This window comes from Euzebya sp., from assembly GCF_964222135.1.
Lineage (GTDB): Bacteria > Actinomycetota > Nitriliruptoria > Euzebyales > Euzebyaceae > Euzebya.
In genome coordinates this window covers 1-19,602 of record NZ_CAXQBR010000093.1, presented here as the reverse complement: position 1 = coordinate 19,602, position 19,602 = coordinate 1, and the positions used below count along the sequence as shown (strand labels likewise).

11 protein-coding genes are annotated in these 19,602 nt (G+C 69.0%); 4 read left to right on the top strand and 7 right to left on the bottom strand.

What is annotated here, in order from left to right; genetic code table 11:
* Window positions 1-4: 4 nt before the first annotated feature.
* From ACEQ2X_RS20320 to ACEQ2X_RS20305, 4 genes are read right to left on the bottom strand one after another with little or no spacing between them, the layout of a single operon-like run.
* On the bottom strand, window positions 5-1,201 hold the full coding sequence (locus ACEQ2X_RS20320; RefSeq protein WP_370327698.1) for a DUF6361 family protein: 1,197 nt from the start codon (window positions 1,199-1,201) through the stop codon (window positions 5-7).
* Between the two features lie 15 nt (window positions 1,202-1,216).
* Complete coding sequence (locus tag ACEQ2X_RS20315) at window positions 1,217-3,139, bottom strand: hypothetical protein (RefSeq protein WP_370327697.1); 1,923 nt, start codon at window positions 3,137-3,139, stop codon at window positions 1,217-1,219.
* A 49-nt stretch (window positions 3,140-3,188) separates the two neighbouring features.
* Complete coding sequence (locus ACEQ2X_RS20310; RefSeq protein WP_370327696.1) at window positions 3,189-8,018, bottom strand: DEAD/DEAH box helicase; 4,830 nt, start codon at window positions 8,016-8,018, stop codon at window positions 3,189-3,191.
* A 2-nt stretch (window positions 8,019-8,020) separates the two neighbouring features.
* Window positions 8,021-11,230 (bottom strand): hypothetical protein, encoded by a 3,210-nt coding sequence (locus tag ACEQ2X_RS20305; RefSeq protein ID WP_370327694.1) that lies wholly within the window; start codon window positions 11,228-11,230, stop codon window positions 8,021-8,023.
* A gap of 403 nt (window positions 11,231-11,633) precedes the next feature.
* Here ACEQ2X_RS20305 and ACEQ2X_RS20300 point away from each other — a divergent pair, with 403 nt between their 5' ends.
* From ACEQ2X_RS20300 to ACEQ2X_RS20285, 4 genes are all read left to right on the top strand, one after another.
* A complete protein-coding gene (locus ACEQ2X_RS20300; RefSeq protein WP_370327693.1) occupies window positions 11,634-12,599 on the top strand; it encodes a hypothetical protein in 966 nt (321 codons plus the stop codon).
* 2 nt (window positions 12,600-12,601) lie between these two features.
* Window positions 12,602-13,012: a hypothetical protein gene (locus ACEQ2X_RS20295; RefSeq protein WP_370327692.1), complete on the top strand. Its 411-nt coding sequence runs from the start codon at window positions 12,602-12,604 to the stop codon at window positions 13,010-13,012.
* A 41-nt stretch (window positions 13,013-13,053) separates the two neighbouring features.
* Entirely contained in the window at window positions 13,054-17,034 is a 3,981-nt protein-coding gene (locus ACEQ2X_RS20290) for a DUF3427 domain-containing protein (RefSeq protein WP_370327691.1), read from the top strand.
* A 266-nt stretch (window positions 17,035-17,300) separates the two neighbouring features.
* Window positions 17,301-17,858: a hypothetical protein gene (locus ACEQ2X_RS20285; protein WP_370327690.1), complete on the top strand. Its 558-nt coding sequence runs from the start codon at window positions 17,301-17,303 to the stop codon at window positions 17,856-17,858.
* 227 nt (window positions 17,859-18,085) lie between these two features.
* Here the strand turns inward: ACEQ2X_RS20285 and ACEQ2X_RS20280 are convergent, their stop codons facing one another.
* The 3 genes from ACEQ2X_RS20280 to ACEQ2X_RS20270 form a co-directional block, all read right to left on the bottom strand.
* The gene (locus tag ACEQ2X_RS20280; RefSeq protein WP_370327689.1) at window positions 18,086-18,679 is read right to left on the bottom strand and encodes a hypothetical protein; all 594 of its coding nucleotides are present in this window, start codon (window positions 18,677-18,679) and stop codon (window positions 18,086-18,088) included.
* Between the two features lie 114 nt (window positions 18,680-18,793).
* The gene (locus ACEQ2X_RS20275) at window positions 18,794-19,012 is read right to left on the bottom strand and encodes a hypothetical protein (protein ID WP_370327688.1); all 219 of its coding nucleotides are present in this window, start codon (window positions 19,010-19,012) and stop codon (window positions 18,794-18,796) included.
* Window positions 19,009-19,371 (bottom strand): HNH endonuclease, encoded by a 363-nt coding sequence (locus tag ACEQ2X_RS20270; protein WP_372530580.1) that lies wholly within the window; start codon window positions 19,369-19,371, stop codon window positions 19,009-19,011. The genes ACEQ2X_RS20275 and ACEQ2X_RS20270 overlap by 4 nt, the downstream gene beginning before the upstream one ends.
* Window positions 19,372-19,602 lie beyond the last annotated feature (231 nt).

Here is a 19,602-nt window from a genome sequence, read left to right as displayed (position 1 = left end):
GGCGTCAGGTCACCGCTTCCAGGATGTCGTCCAGGATCCGCCTAACCTGCGGCCAGCGGAACGCCAGTCGGCCACCGCCCTGGGCGACCGGCGAGCGTTCACGGGCGCGCCGGTTGGCGAGCTTCGCCCTGGCACCCTTGATGGTCGCTTCGCGCTGCCTGAGCTGTTCCCCCACCGGGGCCGATCTCGCGGCGGTCTGCGGGTCGTCCACCGCCTGGTCGAACCACCAGTCGGCGAAGGCCCGGACCGTGGCGGAGAGTCGGGGGTTCTGCTCGTGGACGGTGCTCCACAGGTCTGTGCGATCCCAGCTGTGGAGCAGCTCAGCGTGGGCGTCCATGGCGTCGATCCATCCCTCGAGGCCGGCGTGGTAGTCGGCGGCGAGGGGGTCGAAGCCGTCTGCTTCCAACAACGCGGAGAGCTCGCGGTTGTACCGGAGCGCCGCACCGTGCTGGACGAGGGAGAAGAGCCGTGCGTGCATGAGCTGCCGGCGCACATCGGGTGAGGCCGTGGCGGCCACAGGGTGGTCCCAAGGGAAGTCCGGCCACCCACCGGGCGTCGCGTCCCGGGCGAGGTGCGCGAGATAGCTGCCCCGTGTGCTGTCGAGGATGCGCGTGCGGAGGAAGTCCGCTTCGTCGGTGGTGAGCTCGATGGACGTCTGCTCGAGCCAGTGGTCGGGGGCCGACGGGAGCGCCGGGTGCCACGCGCCTGTCCATTCGGTGGCGTCGGGATCTGCGTCGTCGTGATGTCGTCGCCGCCGGCGGGCGAGGGTTGCCACGTACTCGGCCCGGGTGCCGGGGAAGCGACGGATGCCCCACCGGCCGAGGCCACCCCAGTAGACGGCACTGGGCAGCTGTCGCGTGTCGCCGCGCGACTGCCGGCCGATGATGCCGTCGTGATCGGCGCTGCCCCGCAGGAGCGACTCGATCAACGCCAACTCACGCTCACGCGCCCGGGCCGCGCCGACGGCTGGTGCAACGCCGTCCTCGTCCAGGGACCGGTAGATCCAGGGGATCAGGACGAAGTAGCGGGCCCGCGTGTGCACAGTGCTCGTGCCCGGGAACAGCATCTCGCTGAACGCATCGCGTATCGGTCCGAACCCGAGCGGGTCCTGCATGCCCTGTTCGTCGAAGGCGGCGAGCGCCTCGCGAACGCGTTGAGCCTCCTGGTCGTCGTGGGCGATCCACGCGAACGTCGATGGCACCGGGTCTCCCTCCAGCTAGTCCCGTGTCGGATTGGTCGACGGATCGTTGGAACCGAGGTCCAGGATCGATCCCATCAGATCCACCAGGTCGGGGTGGAGCGTCCCCTTCGGTGCATCCCAGGCCGCATCCCGCACCTCGTCGTCCGAGATCGGCCTGTGTTGTCGCCATGCGTCGACGATGTGCCGCTTGACGTTCTTGTCCTTCGGACGGTTCGCGAGGACCTGCTCCCAGGAATCGGCCGCTGGGACGAACGATGCGACCGGCAGGTAGAGGATGATGTCCTCGAGGGACAGGAAGGCGGCGCGGTAGCGGCTCAGCGGGACGCCGTGCTCAAGGGCGGCGAAGCCGAGGTCAGCCAAACCCTGTGCCTCATAGCCCTTGGTGCGCTTGATCTCCTGCAAGAGCTGTCGAGTGCGCTCGTCGTCGTCCGCCGCGGCTGCCTCCTGGGCCTGGTGCCAGAGTTCGCCGACCGCCTCGCCACCCAGCTTGTCGAGGACGATCAGCGCCGGAGCGTCGCTCATCTCCGTGTAGATCGGTCCAGCCGCTTCGCCGAGCTTCTTCGCGCCCCCGATGACGACGATCCGGGCACCGGCGTGGCGAAGTGCGGGCCCGAGGAACGCTGACAGCACGTCCCGGTCGTGGACCCCTTCGACGAACACCCACGCGCGAGTGAGGTTCCAGAAGTCCGACGAGACCAGCCCGAACTTGTCGGCCGAGTCTCGAGTGGGTGGACCGCCGAGCAAGAGGGGCTGCTCATCGACCAAGACCGTACGACCGTCTCCGTCGCGGGTCACGTGCAGCTGACGCGCCTCCGGCTGCCCGAGGAAGAACGGGCTGTGCGAGGCGACGATGATCTCGAGATCCTGTTCGACGAACCGGCAGAGGTCCGCGAGGGTCGACGCGAGACCGAACTCCGCTTCGCGGTGCAGACCCAGTTCAGGCTCATCGATCAGCAGCACGAGCGGGCGTCGGGATCGCCATTCCCAGGGATGCCCATGAGCGGAGTGGGTCTGCATGCCCAACGTGATCATCGCGCGTGCCCACCTGCCCTCTGCCAGCGACAAGTCATCGAGGTCCACCCACCCGAGAGGCGTCCGGGCTTCCCAACGAGGCAGGTCGCCCAGGATCCACCGCTCAGGCCCCTTCAAGTTGAACCGGTACTGCCGGTACGGAGCTGATACCACCGCGGAGAGACTGGCGATGTGGTCTTGCACGCCCGCGATGAGGTCGAGGTGCTGGTCGTCGATCGCGAGCCCACCGTCACGCTCATGACCAGGAACCAACCGGTTCATCATTAGCTCATGCGGATCGGGCAGACGGTCGAAAGAGAGCACCTGCGCGGGGCCGTCGGCCTGCCGGACCCAGCCGATCGGGTGGTCTCCCCCGCTGACGATGTAGTCCACGACATCACCTGGGAGCAGACCTCGGTAGCTCGTGGATGCCTCGAAGACCTGCATGTGGTCTATGGCGTGCATCAGCCCCCACCCTGGGCCTTCAAGACCGGCGGACCGGTTGGCGCCCGCGATCAGAAGCGCTCCGCCATCGTCGTCATGCACATCTCCGTACCCGCCTTGCGCGGCCGCGATCTCACCCCACGTCCCCTGGTCGGCGAGGCCGGGCAGGACCGAGCGGCTGAGCCAGAGGTCCGGGGTGTCCCACACGTCGACGTCCTGCTCGCGTTCGACCGTGAGCGCTGGGTCGACAGCGAGGTGCAGCGCGGCATCGCGCTCCACGTGGAACTCGTGTTCGCCACGGAGGAGTCCGTCGAGCTCCCCCAGCAAACGGCTCTTGCCCGCCCCGTTCTTGCCGTACAGCACCGTGAGACCTGGCTTGAACGCATACGCCACGGACCCGATGGGCGGCGGTCCGTAGCTGTAGAACCCGAGCAGCCGCAGACGCTGGTCGTCGTTCCGCAACCCCAACTCGTCTGCTTCCACCAAGACACCCCGTTCACGACAATCCTTCACACAGCTATAGCCGGGCGGCTCACCGCGTCACCTCCACCACCTTGAACGCGGCCGGCGGCCCTTCCCGAACGCCGTCAGCCCCCTCGAGCAAGACGGTCAGCACTCGGTCCTCCAACTGCTCGATCCACAACGTGCCCTCGATGACCTCTCCGCGGTGACGTGCACGGACGAGTCGCCCATCCAACTGCGGGAGGGACTCGCCCGCGACTGGTCGCCAGGCCGGTTCCGGTCGGCCGGACGTGTCCCCCAGCAGCCGGTCGAACAGGTCGGCCACCGGACCACGGCGCAGCGAGTCGTGGCGCCACTGGTTGCGGAACCCTCGCAGGCACCGGTAGCAGGACGTCTCGCGGCCGCACTCGCAGTCGGCAACCCGCCGGTGCGCGGCGTGTAGGACCTCCTCGATCTGCGCGTACACCCTGGACACGTGACCAGCCCCTCCGGGCACGTTGTCGTAGAGGACCAGCCGGGGCACGCCGTCGGCGACCTGGAGCGTCCCGTCGAGGTCGTCCCGACTGATCTCCAGAGTGGTCGCCGCGGCCTCGATCACGGCGTAGAGGGTGGACCACCAGACATCGTGGCTCACGTAGTCCACTGGACCCGAGACGTCGAGGACCAGCACGTCGGTCTCGAAGCGGTGCGCCAACGACACCATGCTCAGCGTTCCGCTGCACTCACGACCCGTTCGGGGATGGCGATGGGTCCTCTGGCGCCGACCGGCGACGGCCTGACCGGTCCCGCACCAGTCGCAGATGAGGAACCCCGCGCTGTTCGGACCACTGTTGACCACCACCATGCGTTGTCGCTCGCGGGTGAAGGCTCGCACCACCCCACCTGGTAGGTGCAGCACCGCGGGGTCATCGGCACCAGCCGTCTCGGTGAGGAACACATCGCCGGAGTACGAACGCGCCGGACGGGACGTCGGGCGCTTCGGCTTGTCCGTCTTCTCCGCGATGAAGCCGAACTCCGGGACCAGGTAGACGCGCACCTTCGGCGCCTCCCCGCCGCTCCGACCACAGGCTTCGCACTGCTCGACCGCGAACGATCCGATCTCCTCGCGGTACCAGCCACATCCGCAGCTCGCGAAGTGCCGGGAGTCCAGGTCGCGGTTGGGCAGTCTCGCGACGCCGGCGCTCTTCCACAGCCACCCCCCGGCGACGATCTCGTTGCCCGGGGCGTAGTCGCTGATCGCCAAGCCCAGGTCGCGATCGAGGGCGAGCTTGCCGGCCTCCGGCACCGGGATGTGGCCAGTTGCGAGCTCGACGGAGTCCACTGGGAACCCGTACTTCGGGAGCAGGTTGTGACTGCCCAACGTCGCGAAGAGGTTCCGCGATCGGAGCGTGCGACCTACACGCTGGTACATGGCCGCGGCCCCGTGCCGACCTGCTCGCGACGCCTCCTCCTCGAGCTGCTGGTACTCCTCCACCTCGGTACGGAACCGCGTCCCGGTCGTCTCGAGCAGGGCACGCATGCGCTCGATCCACCCCTCGCCTGCGGCGAGATCAGCCTGCAACGGCGGCGGCACGACGTGACGGATGGCGTCGGCCACCTCGAGCGGGAGGTCGCGGAGGTAGGCATCAAGGCGGTCCGCGGGCGCGTCCCCTCCGTCCCGCGCGAAGAACTCCCCCACCTTCGTCGGGGTCGGGTGCGCCTGGGCATCGTGGCGCAGGAAGGCCGCGATGGCGACGGAGTACGCGTGGCGCTCGGCGATCCGCGGGTTCGTCACCGCGACGTGTGGGGGTTGGATCCGACCCGCGATCATGGTGGTCGGGTCGCGGTAGAAGGTCAGGTCGTGTGAGCGCTGCTGGGCGTAGGTGAGCACCAGGGCGGCGGAGGAGGCTCGACGGCCAGCGCGTCCTGCACGTTGCAGGTAGTTGGAGGTCCGAGGCGGGACGTTCCGCAGGATGACGGACTCGAGCTCGCCCACATCCACCCCGAGTTCGAAGGTGGTCGAGCACGACAGGGCGTTCACCTTCCCATCGACGAACTCTTGCTGGATGCGGGCTGCCTCTGCTGGCGCCCACTGGGCGGTGTGCTCGCGCACGCTCAGCGGGATCGGCGTCAGGCCTCGCGCAAGGGTGCGGTAGTGGTGGGCGTCGGCTGTGGCGGCTGGTGGTGACCACGAGTCCAACCGGCCCCCGCACCCGTAGGTCGAGCACACCCCGCGAACGGCACGAGGGGCGAGCTTGCGACAGGTGGCGCACCGGTAGACCGGTGCGGTGTCGGTGACCTGGCGGAGTCGGAGGAGCTCGTGGTTGACCTGCTGCACCGGGCCTTCGACCTTGTGCTGTCGTGGGCTGAGCAACGTCGGCTCCCCGTCGACGAGCCAGCGCCACAACCCCTCCAGGATCGGTTCCGCGGGCGCGTCGGCGTGTCCGAGCGCAGCCATCACCTTCCGGAGGTAGTCGAGCCGGCGGTTGATGCCCCGCCCCGGCATCCAGGAGAGGATGCGTCGTGCGGAGTTGGGTCCTGTCCCACGCACGTAGATGGGTCCCTTGCGCGGTTCGAAGAGGTCGTCGTCGGGATCGACGCCGTCGGGTGCGGTGAGCGCACCTTGGTCCCGCAGCGTGCGGAGCAGCTCGAAGATCAAGTCCCAGGCCTCGCGTTCGTCGAGGCCGAGAGCCAGGAGCGGCGCAGGGACCTGCCAGGCGGGGTGCCGGTTGACGTCGATCGCGAGCAAGCCGAGCCCCTCCAGGCTGGTCGTCGACACCACGGGGATCAGCTCAGCCTGCAACCACGTCCCCACCCGTCGCAGCTTGTCGCCGGATGTGGCGTTCCAGTGGAAGAACTCGTGGTCCTCCGCGACCTTCCGAGCTGCCCGGATCACCTCCTCGCAGTCCACCTCGTCGTCGTACCGCGTCGCCACCTCGAGTCCCGACAGGAGGCAGGTCCGGCGGATGAGCTGCTCGTACGACCCCTCCAGGTACGGCGCGAAGTAGGCCGCGTCCTGCCGTGAGTCGGCGAACAGCAGCAACTTGCGCCCGGCACCGGGGTCGGCGACCGATGGATCCTCCGGGAGCTGCTGGTACAGCTCGGTGGCGAGGACTGCCACCGCCGCGTCGCGCCCCGATTCGAACAACCTGATCTGCCCGGCGTTGCTGCGCCCACCGCAGAGCGCGCACGACCGACCATCCCTGGGTGCCTGCAGGACGTGGCGAAGGCTTCGACCACCACAGGCGCACGACACCGGCTCTTCGTCGTGGAGCCGTCCGCACCGGCTGCACCACCAGTGGCCGGACAGCTCACCCAAGGCCGCGTCGATCCGTTCGAGCGTCTCGTCGTCCTCGTCGGCGAGGGGCGCGATCTGCGCTGCCTCGGAGAGGATGAACCACGATGGGGTCTTTTGCCGCGCCTGGCGCGGCACGAGGTAGACGTCCCCGTCCCGACGAGTGGTGCTGCCGACCAAGTAGGTCGCGTTGCAGCGCTTGCACACACCCAGCTCGGCGCATGCACCTTCGCAGCTCGGACACGTCTCGTGGCGGGTGAGCCAGACGTGCGGACCGCTCGGGTCGAGGCAGACGAAGGCACCTTCGGTCGCTCGTGCCCAGAGGTGGTAGCGCGCGGAGAGCAGCGGCGTCCCGTCCTCGTGCAACAGTCGAGAGCCCAACGCGACCAACCGTTCCAGATCGGTCGCACGCGTCCGGTCACCGAACAGCTGCTCGGTGAGCCGGTCAACCGCGGCCGGTCCTGCGGCCAGCGTCTGGCGGAGCGCCAGCAGCCGCGACTCGGCCGCCATGGCGGCAACGGCCGATCGCGCGCCGTCGGGTAGGTAAGGCCGGAGCGCCAGCTCCGGGTCGTCCGCCACCGCCGCCGTCGCGTAGACCTCATCAGGTAGAGGTCCCCACGCACCGTCGACCTCCACCGGTCGTCGCGTCGCCCAGACGACGTCCTGCTCGACGTCATCGACGCCGTAGCTGAACGACGCGCCGGTGAGGTGGGCGGCGAACTCCGCAACCTCAGGTCCGGCGTCGCGGCCACCGACCGTGGCGCTGGTGAGCAGGTACTGCAGGTCACGTCCTCGCGCGACGCGATCCTTCACCCTCCGGAGCAGCATCCCGACCTCGATGCCGCTTGCGCCGTCGTAGACGTGGGCCTCGTCGAGGACGATGACGTGCCAGGAGTCGGGGTTGGCGTCGAACAGTCCCGTGTCCGCCGGTCGGAGCAGCAGGTACTCCAACATCGCGTAGTTGGTGATCAGCAGGTGCGGTGGTCGTGCCTGCATCGCTTCGCGGGAGAGCAGCTCGTTGGGGGGCGGCTCCACGCCGGGGAACTGCTGGGTGAACGCGTCGCGGGCCTGCTCGTCGGTCTTCTTGGTCTCACCGATGTACCGGCCGAACGTCACCTCCGGCATGCCCGCCAACAGCGTGCGCAGACGCTTCATCTGGTCGTTGGCCAGCGCGTTCATCGGGTACAGCAGCAGCGCGCGAACCCCTGGGGTCTGCAACGAGCCCGCCGCCTGCTCTGCCATGAGCCTGGCCAGGATCGGCAGCATGAAGCTCTCGGTCTTCCCCGACCCGGTCCCGGTGGCCACGACGAGGTTCCGTCCCAAGAGGGCCTTGCGCAGTGATTGCTCCTGGTGGACGTACAGCGGCCTGGTCAGCGGCAGCCCGCCGGGGACGTCGAGGCGTTCCAATGACGGAGGGAGCAGCCCCTCCTCGATGAGGTCCTTCAGCGAGCTGCCAGCCGCGAACGGCGGCGTCGCTTCCAAGAAGGGCCCGCTGACAAGGGCATCATCAGCCTTGAGCGCAGCGGCCAAGGCGTCCTGGATGGCGCTGTCGCGAACCGGGAGGAGGGTCTCGAGGTAGCGCAGGTACGCAGCGCGCACCTTCGCGGAGGTCTGGATGGCGTCCACGGTCAGATCTCCTCTGCGAGCAGTGCACCCTCGGCGAGGACGAGGTCTGCGGCGATCAGTTGCGGGACCGCCTGGGTCAACCGGCCCAACGCACGGCTCCAGCCTCCACGCATGCGGTGGTCATCGGTGTCCCGCCTGGCATCCAGACGGAGCACAGTTGCGAGGGCGAGGGAGGCCGCCGGCGCGGCTTGCCAGGCGGAGCCCTGGACGCGACTTCGGATCGCCGCGGTCAGGACGCCCGGGGCCTCCGCGTCCAGGACGGCTGCGAGCGTGGCCCCGACGATGTTCTCCCACTCGTTTCGGAACGGGTCGAGGGGGGATCGGGGGTCTCGCAGGTGACCGAGCAACCTCCGACCGCTCAACGCCTGCGCATCGGCCTCCAGCAAGCGGCTCGGCACGATGCCCGCTGCACGGAAGACCATGTCCAGCACATCATCGGGCATCTCGATCAGGCCTTGCTCCTCGAGGAGTGGGCGACGCATGACCTCGGTGCCCTCGCCGCAGAGGACGTCGGTGAACGCAGGCCCGACCGCATCGGCGATGAGCTGCGTCATCCACCCCTCAGCGCCCTCGCGCCGGATGTGCGGCGCGGCGGCGATCACCCCGAGTGGCGGCCATCGGAGGACGAGCTCCTCGATCTCGTCGGGGTTGAACCCGCCCACGTCGACGCTGAGGAGCCCCAGACCCAGCGCGGTGGTGCCCGCTTCGGCCGGCGAGGTGACCGTGGCGCCGACTGCTCGCAGCGCTGCACCGGGATCCTCCTCTGCGCGCTGGCGGATCGATCGACGGACGGCGTCGACCGGCAGCCGGCGATCGACCCTGTCGAGCAGCGGGTACACGGCTACGACGTCGTCGATGGCCGTCGCGTCGCCATCGGGGAGGGTCCCGTGGAGGAGGAGCGCAGAGATCGGGTCATCGACCGTCGTGGGGTTGGGTAGGTCGACGTCCGCGACGTTGCGCCCGGGGAAGGGGAACGGCGGCCACGGTTTGGGCACCCAGGGATCCTCGAGGCGGAGGAGGACGCGGAGGGGGCCGGCGTGGATCAGCTCGGCTGGCAGGAGCACCGTGCCGCCGGTCGGTACGACCAGCGTCGAGGGCGGCGCTGTCGGGTTCAGGTGCTGGTAGATCCCGGCGGTCACCCCGTCCGCGGTGGTGGTGATCTGCAACGCGTCGTGGGTCGGACGAGCGGTGAGGGTCTCCGCCAGAGCGGCCGGTCGGACCTGGGCGACGACGTCGTGCCGTCCACCGGATCTGAGCACGAGGTGGCACGCCTTCACCGCCGCGACCGTGTCGCTGATCTTCGCGAGGTCGTAGGCGACGACCCCGGCACGTCGGGCGACGCCGTCAAGTCGCTGGAGCGGAGTGCCGTGCGCGTCGGTGACGTGGAGGGTGGGTGCCGGGACGGACGGGTCGCAGCGGACGACGAGCTGACCTGGATCGTCGATCAGCTCCTCCGTCGCGATGGTCTGCGTCGCGTGGCTCCACTGGATCGGCTGCCCGGTGCGGATGTGCTGCGAAGCCATCCCCGGCGGACGGATGATCACCGGCAAGGCCCCGCCCGGGAGTTCGATCACCTCTCGGGTCTCGGCTTGGGCACCGCTCAGCTCGGTGTGGGTCTGCGTGCCGCTCGGGTGGGTGATCACGACCGTCGCGGGGCTGAGGCCGGTGGGCGTGAACGACCGCCAGCTCGGGATCATGGCGACCTCGAGATCCGGCGCGAGCGCGAACTGGGTCCGCAGGCCCCGCCCCAACGGTCCGCGCACGGTCAGGTCGACGAGGCCCACCTGGACCCTGTCGCCGTCGAGGGCGATCTCCTGGACCGGCCCGCCGTCGAACTCGTGCACCTCGACCGCGGCATCGGATTCCACCCGTAGCCGCCACGTGATGTCGGATGACGACACGGGGAGGCGGAGCTGCGGCGGATCGGCGTACACGGGAACGCCGTCGACCGTGGTCACGTGGGAGAGGGCGTGGCCGATCAGCTCGGGCTTGGTGGCGTGATCGATGCTCCGGGTTCGGCCGTCGGCGAGGCCGATGACCTGTGCGTCACTGAGGTCGAGGAGCTCAGCGCACCACCCAGCCCAGCGGTGGACGGTCGTGTGGTGCTCGACCACGTGATGCCCGGCGTCTTGCAGCTCCACGTCGCAGGGGTGCAGCGCCCAGACCGTTCGGCTCCGGAGCTGACCGGACATCGGCAGCGCCTTGCCATCGCCATCGAAGAGCAACAGGGGCGAGCTGCCGTCGGCCACGCGGATCTGCGTGCGCTGCCCGCGCCCGTCGACGTCGATCCGCGCCACCCTCGGCGGGACAGGGAGATCGATCGACTCGGTGGTGTCGCCCGCGCTGCTCGGTGCGAGCACTTGCTGCTCGTCGCCGTCGAAGCGCACGGTCCACATGACCGGGGTGTCGCTCTGCAGGCTGGGCAACATGATGTGGACCCCGACGCCGTACGGATCGAAGGCGAGCGTGGGCCGGGCGAGGGGGACACGCGCCCGGGTGGGCTGCCGGGTGGTGCGGTCGCTCTGGATGACCCGGAACGCTTCGTCGATGAAGCGCTGAGGCAACCCGAGTCCATCGGGGGCACCGAGCCCGGCCTGTATCCCGCGCATGAGGTCCAACGAGCGGTCCAAGAAGTCGACGGTGTACGCGCCGCCGAGCTGGACGAAGCGGACGATGGGTGCGTCGACGTACAGACGACCCGTCGCAGCCCGGTAGGCGAGGCGCTCCGCGATCGCTGCGGCGTCGTCGCTCCCGAGTCGCCCGGCCTCGTCGTCGATGGCCTTGAACCAGTCCCCCAGGCAGTAGATGGGCACCCCTGCGTGGAGGAGTATCCGAGCGAGGTAGCGCTGCACCCGCTGTCCTTCGAGCTCGGGGAACGTCGTGAGGTGGAGCCTGTCGAGACAACCCTCGAAGAGCTGTCCCCAGGCTTGAGCGATGTTGCCGTCCCCGTCGACGTTGGCGGCCCGGAAGACGTGCGGCCAGTACCCACCGTCGTAGTGGATGGACGCCGCCCCGCTGAGCGCGGTCGCGAACACGGCTGGGTACCTGGCCCGGATCCTGCGCGCGGCTTCGGCCTGGTAGTAGGACATCCACTCCAGCCCGATGAGCCGAAGCGCGCGATCGATCTCATCACGGTCCAGCTCGAGCTCGGCGAGAAGAGAGACCCCCTCAGCTCGTGTGCGCCACGCCTCCTCGAGGTCACGGATGCTCATCGCTGCCACTGCCTCGTCTCCCCCCGCACGGCGGACCGACCTGACTGCAGGTGCTTGCTGATGAGGTCCGCCATGCCTACCTGGTCCTCGCCGCCCTTGATCACCTCGTGCCATGGATCATGGCAGACGGGTGGGACACGAGGTGGAGACGAATCGGTGCCCCCGAGATCACACAGACGCGAGGCCCGGCTAAGCGCATGAGTTGGACGGGCCTCCGCGTTCCCTCGTGGCGCTGCTCGATCGACCTCCCAGCGGTGATGGCTGGAGTGCACGGCGCGATCCGCCTAAGCAACCGTCGACCTGGCGTCACGACCGATGCCTGAGGCGGACATGTAGCCTCGGCATGTCGTCTTCGCCCGCGGGCTACCCGGCTTGAGCCGCCCGCGACCCAGGGGGTACCAACATGCCGATCTTCATCCCTGCCCTGATCGCCGGTGCCGGTGCGATCGCATCAGCGGGCGGCTTGGGGTCGGCGTACCGGGGACGGCAGAAGCTCGCTGAAGCCCGTCTGATCGCAGACGATGCGAAGGCGAAGTACGACCGTGCCACGGCGCTCACGCATCGAGCAGCGGACGCGACCGAGGTGCTGGTCAGTTCCTACAGTGCACAGCAGGCTGACGCTGTCCACGTGGTCGTCGACCGCATGGTCGCGTTCCTGATCCGGCATCGACAAGAGGTGCGGCGGTCGTTGCAGGCGTTGATCGACAACACCAGCGTCACCGTTGGCGAGATCGAGGAGCTCCAGGGGAACGCCCCGGTCGCGGACATCATGCGCGGAGCCATCAAGGCCGCTGGGACCGGCGCAGCGGTGTACACGGGGGTTCCATCCGTTGTCGCGGCCATGGCGTCGGCCAGCACGGGCACGGCGATCTCGGGCCTGAGCGGGGCTGCGGCCCAGAACGCGGTCCTCGCATGGCTCGGCGGGGGATCGCTTGCAGCCGGAGGCGGTGGCATCGCGCTAGGCAGTGCGGTCCTCAACGTCGCGGTTGCGGGACCGGTGATGCTCGTGGGGGGACTGGTACTCAACGGTCACGCGGAGAAGATTCTGACCGCCGCCACGGAGTACCGGGTCTCGCTGGAGCTGAACGCGGAGGAGCAACGCGTCTTGCGCAGCAAGCTCCGAGGGATCCGGCGACGGGTGACCGAGCTGTCGGACGTCCTCGGGTCGCTCGTCGACCGAGCCACCGACGCACTCGACCGCCTGGAAGGCGTGGACTTCGACCCGGACGTGCACACGGACTTGTTCAGCGCTGCCATCATGTACGCCACTGCAACGAAGGCGGTGGTCGACACCCCTCTGCTCGCTGACGACGGGACTCTCAACGAGGAGACGCATCGACTGGTCATCAACTATCGGCAGGTGAGCTGAGCATGGGCGACGGAGCCCAGGAGAAGTCGATGGGCGCCGCTGTGCCCTCCGATCCGATCTCCGCCTTGTGGGCTGTGGTCGAAGCGACCAACGAGTACCTGGGGCTCCGCGAACGCGAGCGCAGCCACCGCCACGAACTCGACGCCTACCAGGCCCTCGAGACGGAGCGGATCAAGACCGCCGAACGAGTCTTGACCGACTACTTCGACAAGGTGTTCAGCGAACGGCGCGAGAACTTCGCCGAGCTCTGGTCTCGGCTCGATGTAGCTGCGGCGGCGGGCGACTCCAGCCAGGTCGCGCAGATCATGCACGGCATCGTGGAGCTCGCGAAGAGCTCTCCACTCTCGGATCTAGGTGAACTGCCGAAGCTGCGGGAAGCCCTCAACGACCCGAACCACGTATGGGACCTCTGACAACCGCGGTGTGTCGCCGCTGCCCGTAGACGAGCCGCTGCATGGCTGACTGGTCCTCGTCCCCGTTCTTCGAGGTGCCGCCGCCCGCCTGGCTGGTGGCGAACCGGAGCGCCTTCGCGATCGCCGATACCTACCCCGTCAGCCCCGGGCATGCGCTCGTCGTCAGCCGTCGGCTGATCGCCACGTGGTGGGAGGCCACGCCCGAGGAGCAAGCGGACATCCTCGTCCTCGTCGATGAGGTCCGTCAGCTCCTCGACGCCCAGCACCGTCCGGATGGCTACAACATCGGGATCAACGTGGGCGATGCCGCGGGACAGACGGTCCCGCACCTCCACGTGCACGTGATCCCGCGCTACGCCGGGGACATCGCCGATCCGCGGGGCGGGGTGCGGCACGTCATCCCGCACAAGGGCAACTACCTCCTCCCCGTCGACGACCGCGAGCCGCACCTCACCGAGGGCGGGAGCGAGGGGCTCGGCACCCCCCTCCTCCGCCTCATGCGCGATCCCGCGTTCGATCGCATCGACCTGGTCGTCAGCTTCGTCATGCGCTCTGGCTGGACGATCGTGGAGGCGCCGCTCACCGACGCCGTCGAAGGCGGCGCCGTGGTCCGCGTGCTGACCACCGACTACCTGAACTACACCGACCCCCACGCGTTGACCCGTCTGCTCGACCTGACCACCACGTGGCCCGACCGGGTCGCCGTCAAGATCTTCAGCGACCCGGTCGTCGCCTTCCACCCCAAGAGCTACCTGTTCTGGTCCAGCCGATCGGAACGGGCCATGTCGTTCGTGGGCAGCAGCAACCTCAGCCGCTCGGGACTGGACGGCGGCGTCGAGTGGAACCTCGGCGTGCCGACCGCCGGGCCGATGCGTGAGGCCTTCGAACGGCTGTGGGCCGACGACCGGACCTTCGAGCTGGACGAGGGGTGGTTGCAGGCCTACCGCCATCGCCGGCCCCTCGAACGACCAGCCAGTCCCGGCACGGTCGCCCCCGAGGTCGTCGACGAGCCCGAGGCACCCGTCCAGCCCGTCGCCCCTCGTCCGATCCAGCAGGAAGCGCTCCTCGCGCTGGAGGCCACTCGTGCGGCCGGGCACCGGGCCGGGTTGGTGGTGATGGCCACCGGCCTCGGCAAGACCTGGCTCGCCGCCTTCGACACGGCCCGCCCGGCGTTCCGCAGGGTGCTGTTCATCGCGCACCGCGACGAGATCCTGCGGCAGAGCCTGGAGGTGTTCCGCCGCGTCCAGCCCGACCAGAGCTTGGGCATCTACATGGGGGAGCGGAGGGAACGGCACGCCAACGTGGTGTTCGCGAGCGTCCAGACCCTCGTCCGCCACCTGGAGGACTTCGACCCGCGCGAGTTCGACTACGTCGTGGTCGACGAGTTCCACCACGCCGCGGCGCGGTCGTACCGCCACGTGATCGACCACTTCTCCCCCGCGTTCCTTCTCGGCCTGACCGCGACGCCGGAGCGCATGGACGGCGCCGACCTGCTCGGGCTGTGCGACGACAACCTGGTCTACGAGTGCAACGTGGTCGAGGGCATCGACCGCGATGAACTGGTCCCCTTCGCCTACCACGGGATCCGCGACATCATCGACTTCGCACCGATCCCGTGGCGGAACGGTCGGTTCGATCCCGCCCAGCTGACCGCCGCCATCGAGACCCGGGAGCGGGCGGCGCACGCGATGGCCGAGTGGGAGCGCCGCCGAGGGACGCGAACCCTCGCGTTCTGCGTCACCACCACCCACGCGGACTTCATGGCCGCCTACGCGGCGGAGCAGGGCCTGCAAGCCGCCGCGGTGCACAGCGGACCGACGTCCGCGGGCCGGCGGGAGTCCGTCGAGCGGCTCGAGCGAGGGGAGCTCGACATCCTCTTCACCGTCGACGTCTTCAACGAGGGCTTCGACCTGCCGTCGATCGACACGGTGCTGATGCTCCGGCCCACCGACTCACCTGTGGTCTTCCTCCAGCAGCTCGGTCGCGGCCTCCGCCTGCAGGAGGGCAAGGAGCAGCTGACCGTCGTCGACTTCATCGGCAACCACCGGTCGTTCCTCCTCAAGCCGAGGACGTTGCTCGGCCTCGGCATGGCCGGGGCACCCTCGAACCGCGACATCCAGGAGGCGATCGAGCGAGGTGCCTGGCCACTACCCCCCGGCTGCTCGGTGAACTGGACCCTCGACGCCATCGACCTGCTGGCGGAGCTGGCTCGGGACGCGCGGCGCCGTCCGGGGTCGGCGCTGGTGGAGTACCTGCAGACCCACCACGAGGAGTTCGGCGAGCGGGCGACCGCGATGCAGGCGCTCCGGGCCGGGCTGAACCCGGCGAGCGCCCGGTCGACCGACGGCGGGTGGTTCGGACTCGTGGACGGCCTCGGCCAGCTGACGGCGGAGGAGGGACGGGTCTGGCGACGGCACCGCGCGTTCTTCGACGAGCTGATGACGACGTCGATGACGCGGTCGTACAAGTTCGTGCTCCTCCGGGCGTTGATCCACGACGGCGCGCTGCTGACCGGCGCCCCGCTGGACCGCCTCGCCCAGACCAGCCACGACCTGGTGGTGCGCGACCCGCGCCTGGTGGCGGACGCGACGACGACGTCCATGCCGGACCCGGTGGCCGCTCCTGCCTCGCAGTGGGCCCGCATGTGGCGGGCCAACCCGGTCACCGCGTGGACCGGCGGCTTGTCGGCCGGAGCGGCGTGGTGGCGGGTGGAGGACGAGCGGTTCGTGCCGACCTTCGACGTCGCCGAGGAGGACGGGCCGACCTTCGTCGCGCTGGTCTCGGAGCTGGTGGAGTGGCGCCTCGGCGAGTACCTGCTCCGGCGCCAGCCGGCACGCGAGGGGTCCGGCGTGATCGAGTGCGCCGTCAGCCACGCCAACGGCAACCCGATCGTGCGGTTCGACCGGTCACGGCACCCCTCCCTCCCCCAGGGGACGACCCCGTTCCTGGCCGGCGGTGAGGAGTACGAGGGCGACTTCGTCAAGATCGTCCTCAACGTCGCTCGGCGACCTGGGGAGAAGGGCAACGCCCTGCACAGCTTGTTGCGCGGCTGGTTCGGTCCCTCGGCGGGGTTGCCCGGCACCCGGCACCGGGTGGTGCTGGAGGAGGCCGACGGGCAGTGGGTCATGCGCCCGATCGGCGTCGACGCGCAGGTCGCTCCCAACGTGTTGCCGCTGTACCCCGACTACCAGGTGGCGTGCGGGCAGTTCGCGGCGGCGATCGACGGGAGCGCCGCGGCGGCGCACATCGAGCTGCGGGACCAGCTCGGGGAGGCGCACGACCCCGAGCGGGAGTTCGTGGCGGTGGCGTCGGGCGAGTCGATGGCGGAGGGTCCCGACGCGGTGAACGACGGGGAGCTCGTCCTGCTGCGCTGGGTGCGGGATCGCTCCCGCGCGGACCTGGTCGGGCACCGGGTGCTCGTGGAGTACGACGGCGGCGGAGGGCCGACGGCGGCGCTGAAGGACCTCGACCGCGACGGGTCCGGGTACGTGCTGCGGTCGGCGAACCCGGTCGTGGCCCCGATCCGGGCGACCGGGGACATGCGCGTCGTTGCCGAGTACGTGCGCAAGGTCGCCGAGCGGGAGGTCAACCCGCTGGCCGAGCACATCGGCACGTCGTTCCGACGCCAGGACATCCCGCCGCTGTACGGGCAGACCTTCAACCCCGGCAACTGGAACAGCGGCCACGTGTCGCTGGGCGACGACGTCGTGCTGTTCATCACCCTGCACAAGACCGCAGGGTCCGAGGGCGCGGACTACGACGACCGCTTCGAGGACCACGGTGTCCTGGTGTGGAGCTCCCAGACCAGCACCGGGCCGGACACGAAGAAGGGCCGGGAGATCCTGGACGCCCCCGCCGAAGGCCGTCGCATCCACGCGTGGATCCGCCGGCGCAAGGCCGACGTCGCGTTCGAGTACCGCGGGCTGGCCGTCCCCCTCAGCCACGAGGGCGAGCGCCCGATGTCGGTGCGGTTCAGGTTGCTGACGCCGTTGGACGCGGAGGCGCAGCGGCGGTTGCGCTGAGGAGCGGGGCTTCACGAAACGCACGGTTACCATCGGTGCTCTTAGCTCAACATTCGGTAGCTCATTTTCGCTGGGGCGAACGGCGTGCGATGGTGCTGGGTCGCGCACATCACGCGCGTGGACGGGTGTGGGGCAATGATTCGGTGGCGGGAGTTGGTCATCGAGTTGACCGAGGAGCCCAGGACGAAACCGACACACCTTCCAATACGCAGCAGCCGCGGACCAGCGGGTAGGGAAGGTTGAACATGAAGAAGATGATGTTGACGATGACGATGGTCATCGGCCTGGCAATGAGCACGATGACCGGGGCATTCGCTGCCGGCAACGAGGACTACCCGGGGCTGGAGCTGACCGCGGCGGTCACCGCGTGTGGCGAGGTGACGATGACGTTCACCAACCCGTACGGCTTCCCGCTCTCCGCCAACGGCGGCTTCGGTGAGCCCACGGTGGAGCGCGACTGGTCAGACGCGATCATCTCCGAGGGTCCGTACGCGGGACAGCCGTTCGGACTGTTCTACGCGGGGACCGACGTCTCGGAGTACGAAGGCGGAACCATCCGCAACCTGCAGGAGGGCACCGCGACCAAGACGTTCTCCATCGTCGAGGATGCGAACGGCGGATCCATCAACTTCGGCTACTTCGTGAAGAGCGGGTCGGAGCAGACCGCCTACATCCTGCGCGAGGACATCACGGTCAACACGAACTGCGAGCCGGATGTCCCCGAGACCAAGGACGACTGCAAGAAGGGCGGCTGGGAGGAATACGGGTTCCGGAACCAGGGCCAGTGCATCCGGTTCGTGAACACCGGTCAGGACAGTCGCTAGCCACAACTCAGCTAGTGAACCGGGAAACGGCGGACCCTCTGGGTCCGCCGTTCATCATCCCTCGCACCGAGCTGCCATCATCTGGCGCCGGAGGTACAGCAATCCCGCGGCGACCAGGTGGACGTTGGTTGGACTGGACCCGATGCAACAGCGAGCGACCTTCAGCAGGCCGGGCTCCTGACGACACCGAGCGTCGGCGACGAACCACTCCCTACAGACGGGCGGCGCTAGACCCGGGCCTGGTAGGCCTCCCAGGTCATCAGCCGGTCCTCGTCCTGTATGAGCCCCGCCTGCTCGAAGAGGTCGCGCACGGGAGACATGGGCGCACGGAAGACTCCGGGATGATCGACCAGTACCGTCAACAGTACGGTGAGGGGATCGGAGAAGCCGAGCGCCTCAGCCACCGGATGGTGTGCCCGGAGGATCGCCTCGACGCACTCCTCTTCCCGGGCCGCGGTTTCCTCGTCGTCGACCTCGACCGTCGAGATGGCCACTTCGCCCGACACCAGGCGCAGGACGAGCAGTTCGTCTCCAACTGTCTTCGGCGGCCAGCCTGGCGGGCCCCCGAGCGTCCACATCGCGCCGAATGGGCCCATCTCGTGCACGATCGTCAGGGCATGCCCGCCCACCACCGGCAACTCGGCAACACCGAGTGCCAGCAACAATCCGAAGTCGGGCTCCAACTCCAGCCGGCCGCCATCTTCCTCGTGCGCTGCGATGAAGCTGGTCAGCACCACACCCTCGAGCACGGACCTGACGTCACCCTCGCGCCCATCGGCCAGTGTGTAGGTGCCGGTGTCATTCACGGGGCGCCGCGTCATGGGTGTGAAGCTAGCCCCCATCTTCGGTGCAGGCACATGAGGCGGGGCCGGGCATCCAGGGGGCCGCTCGCCATCACAACTCTTGCGTACCGGGCGGCGCGACGTCACTCGGCGCTACCTCGACCGGGACGGCACATCGACGACCGGTTCGCGGGGTGGCAGCTCCTCGTCCTCGGCGAACGTGCGAATGGGTTCGAACCAACGGACCGGGCGTTCCATCCACGCGAGCATCGCCTGCATCGAGAGAACCCCGAACGTCGCCGCTGCGTTCGAGGAAGGTGTTGAGTCCGGTCGAATGGCCAAGTCCAGCGACCTAGCCCAGCTGGAGATCATGCGTCACGACGCTCCCGGAACTGGGTGTAGCGCCACTCGAGTCGAATCGGATCGGGACGGTCGACCCGGCGGCGCGGGAGCACGCGCAGGCGTTCTCGGTGGAGGTCCTGCAGGCCGTGGCGGAGCATGGGCCCGTCGACCTCGTGGAGCAGGTCGTCATCGACCTCGATGACCATGTCCGGGCGGACGCCGATGAATCGCTGGTCGTAGGCGGCGTGGTGGATCTTGCAGAGTGAGAGGCCGTTCGCGGTGATGGCGAGACCATCCGGGTGGCCGTCGGGCACGATGTGCGCGCCGTCGAGGAGGGACGGATGCCGGAGCTCGCACATCGCGCACCGGCCGTCGTACGCAGTGATCACCCGTGTGCGGAAGCCGTGCTGGTGCAGCCGGGTCTTGGCCTCCCGAGCGCCGTAGGCACGACCGTCGATCTCGATGGCGATCCCGCCTCCTCCCCCTGGGGTTCTGTCAAGGGCCAGTAGAACTTCCCCAGGGGCGGTCACGGGTTGTCCCCGCTGGTGGCCACCAGATCTCCCCGCTGGTGGCCACCAGAACCTCCCCGGTCAGGGTGTGGTGAGCGGGGTCACCCCCTT

Bases quoted from the DNA above. Each gene is read 5' to 3' on its own strand.
- ACEQ2X_RS20305 (WP_370327694.1), bottom strand. From the start codon at position 11,230: ATGAGCATCCGTGACCTCGAGGAGGCGTGGCGCACACGAGCTGAGGGG.
- ACEQ2X_RS20300 (WP_370327693.1), top strand. From the start codon at position 11,634: ATGCCGATCTTCATCCCTGCCCTGATCGCCGGTGCCGGTGCGATCGCA.
- ACEQ2X_RS20295 (WP_370327692.1), top strand. From the start codon at position 12,602: ATGGGCGACGGAGCCCAGGAGAAGTCGATGGGCGCCGCTGTGCCCTCC.
- ACEQ2X_RS20290 (WP_370327691.1), top strand. From the start codon at position 13,054: ATGGCTGACTGGTCCTCGTCCCCGTTCTTCGAGGTGCCGCCGCCCGCC.
- ACEQ2X_RS20285 (WP_370327690.1), top strand. From the start codon at position 17,301: ATGACGATGGTCATCGGCCTGGCAATGAGCACGATGACCGGGGCATTC.
- ACEQ2X_RS20280 (WP_370327689.1), bottom strand. From the start codon at position 18,679: ATGACGCGGCGCCCCGTGAATGACACCGGCACCTACACACTGGCCGAT.
- ACEQ2X_RS20275 (WP_370327688.1), bottom strand. From the start codon at position 19,012: ATGATCTCCAGCTGGGCTAGGTCGCTGGACTTGGCCATTCGACCGGAC.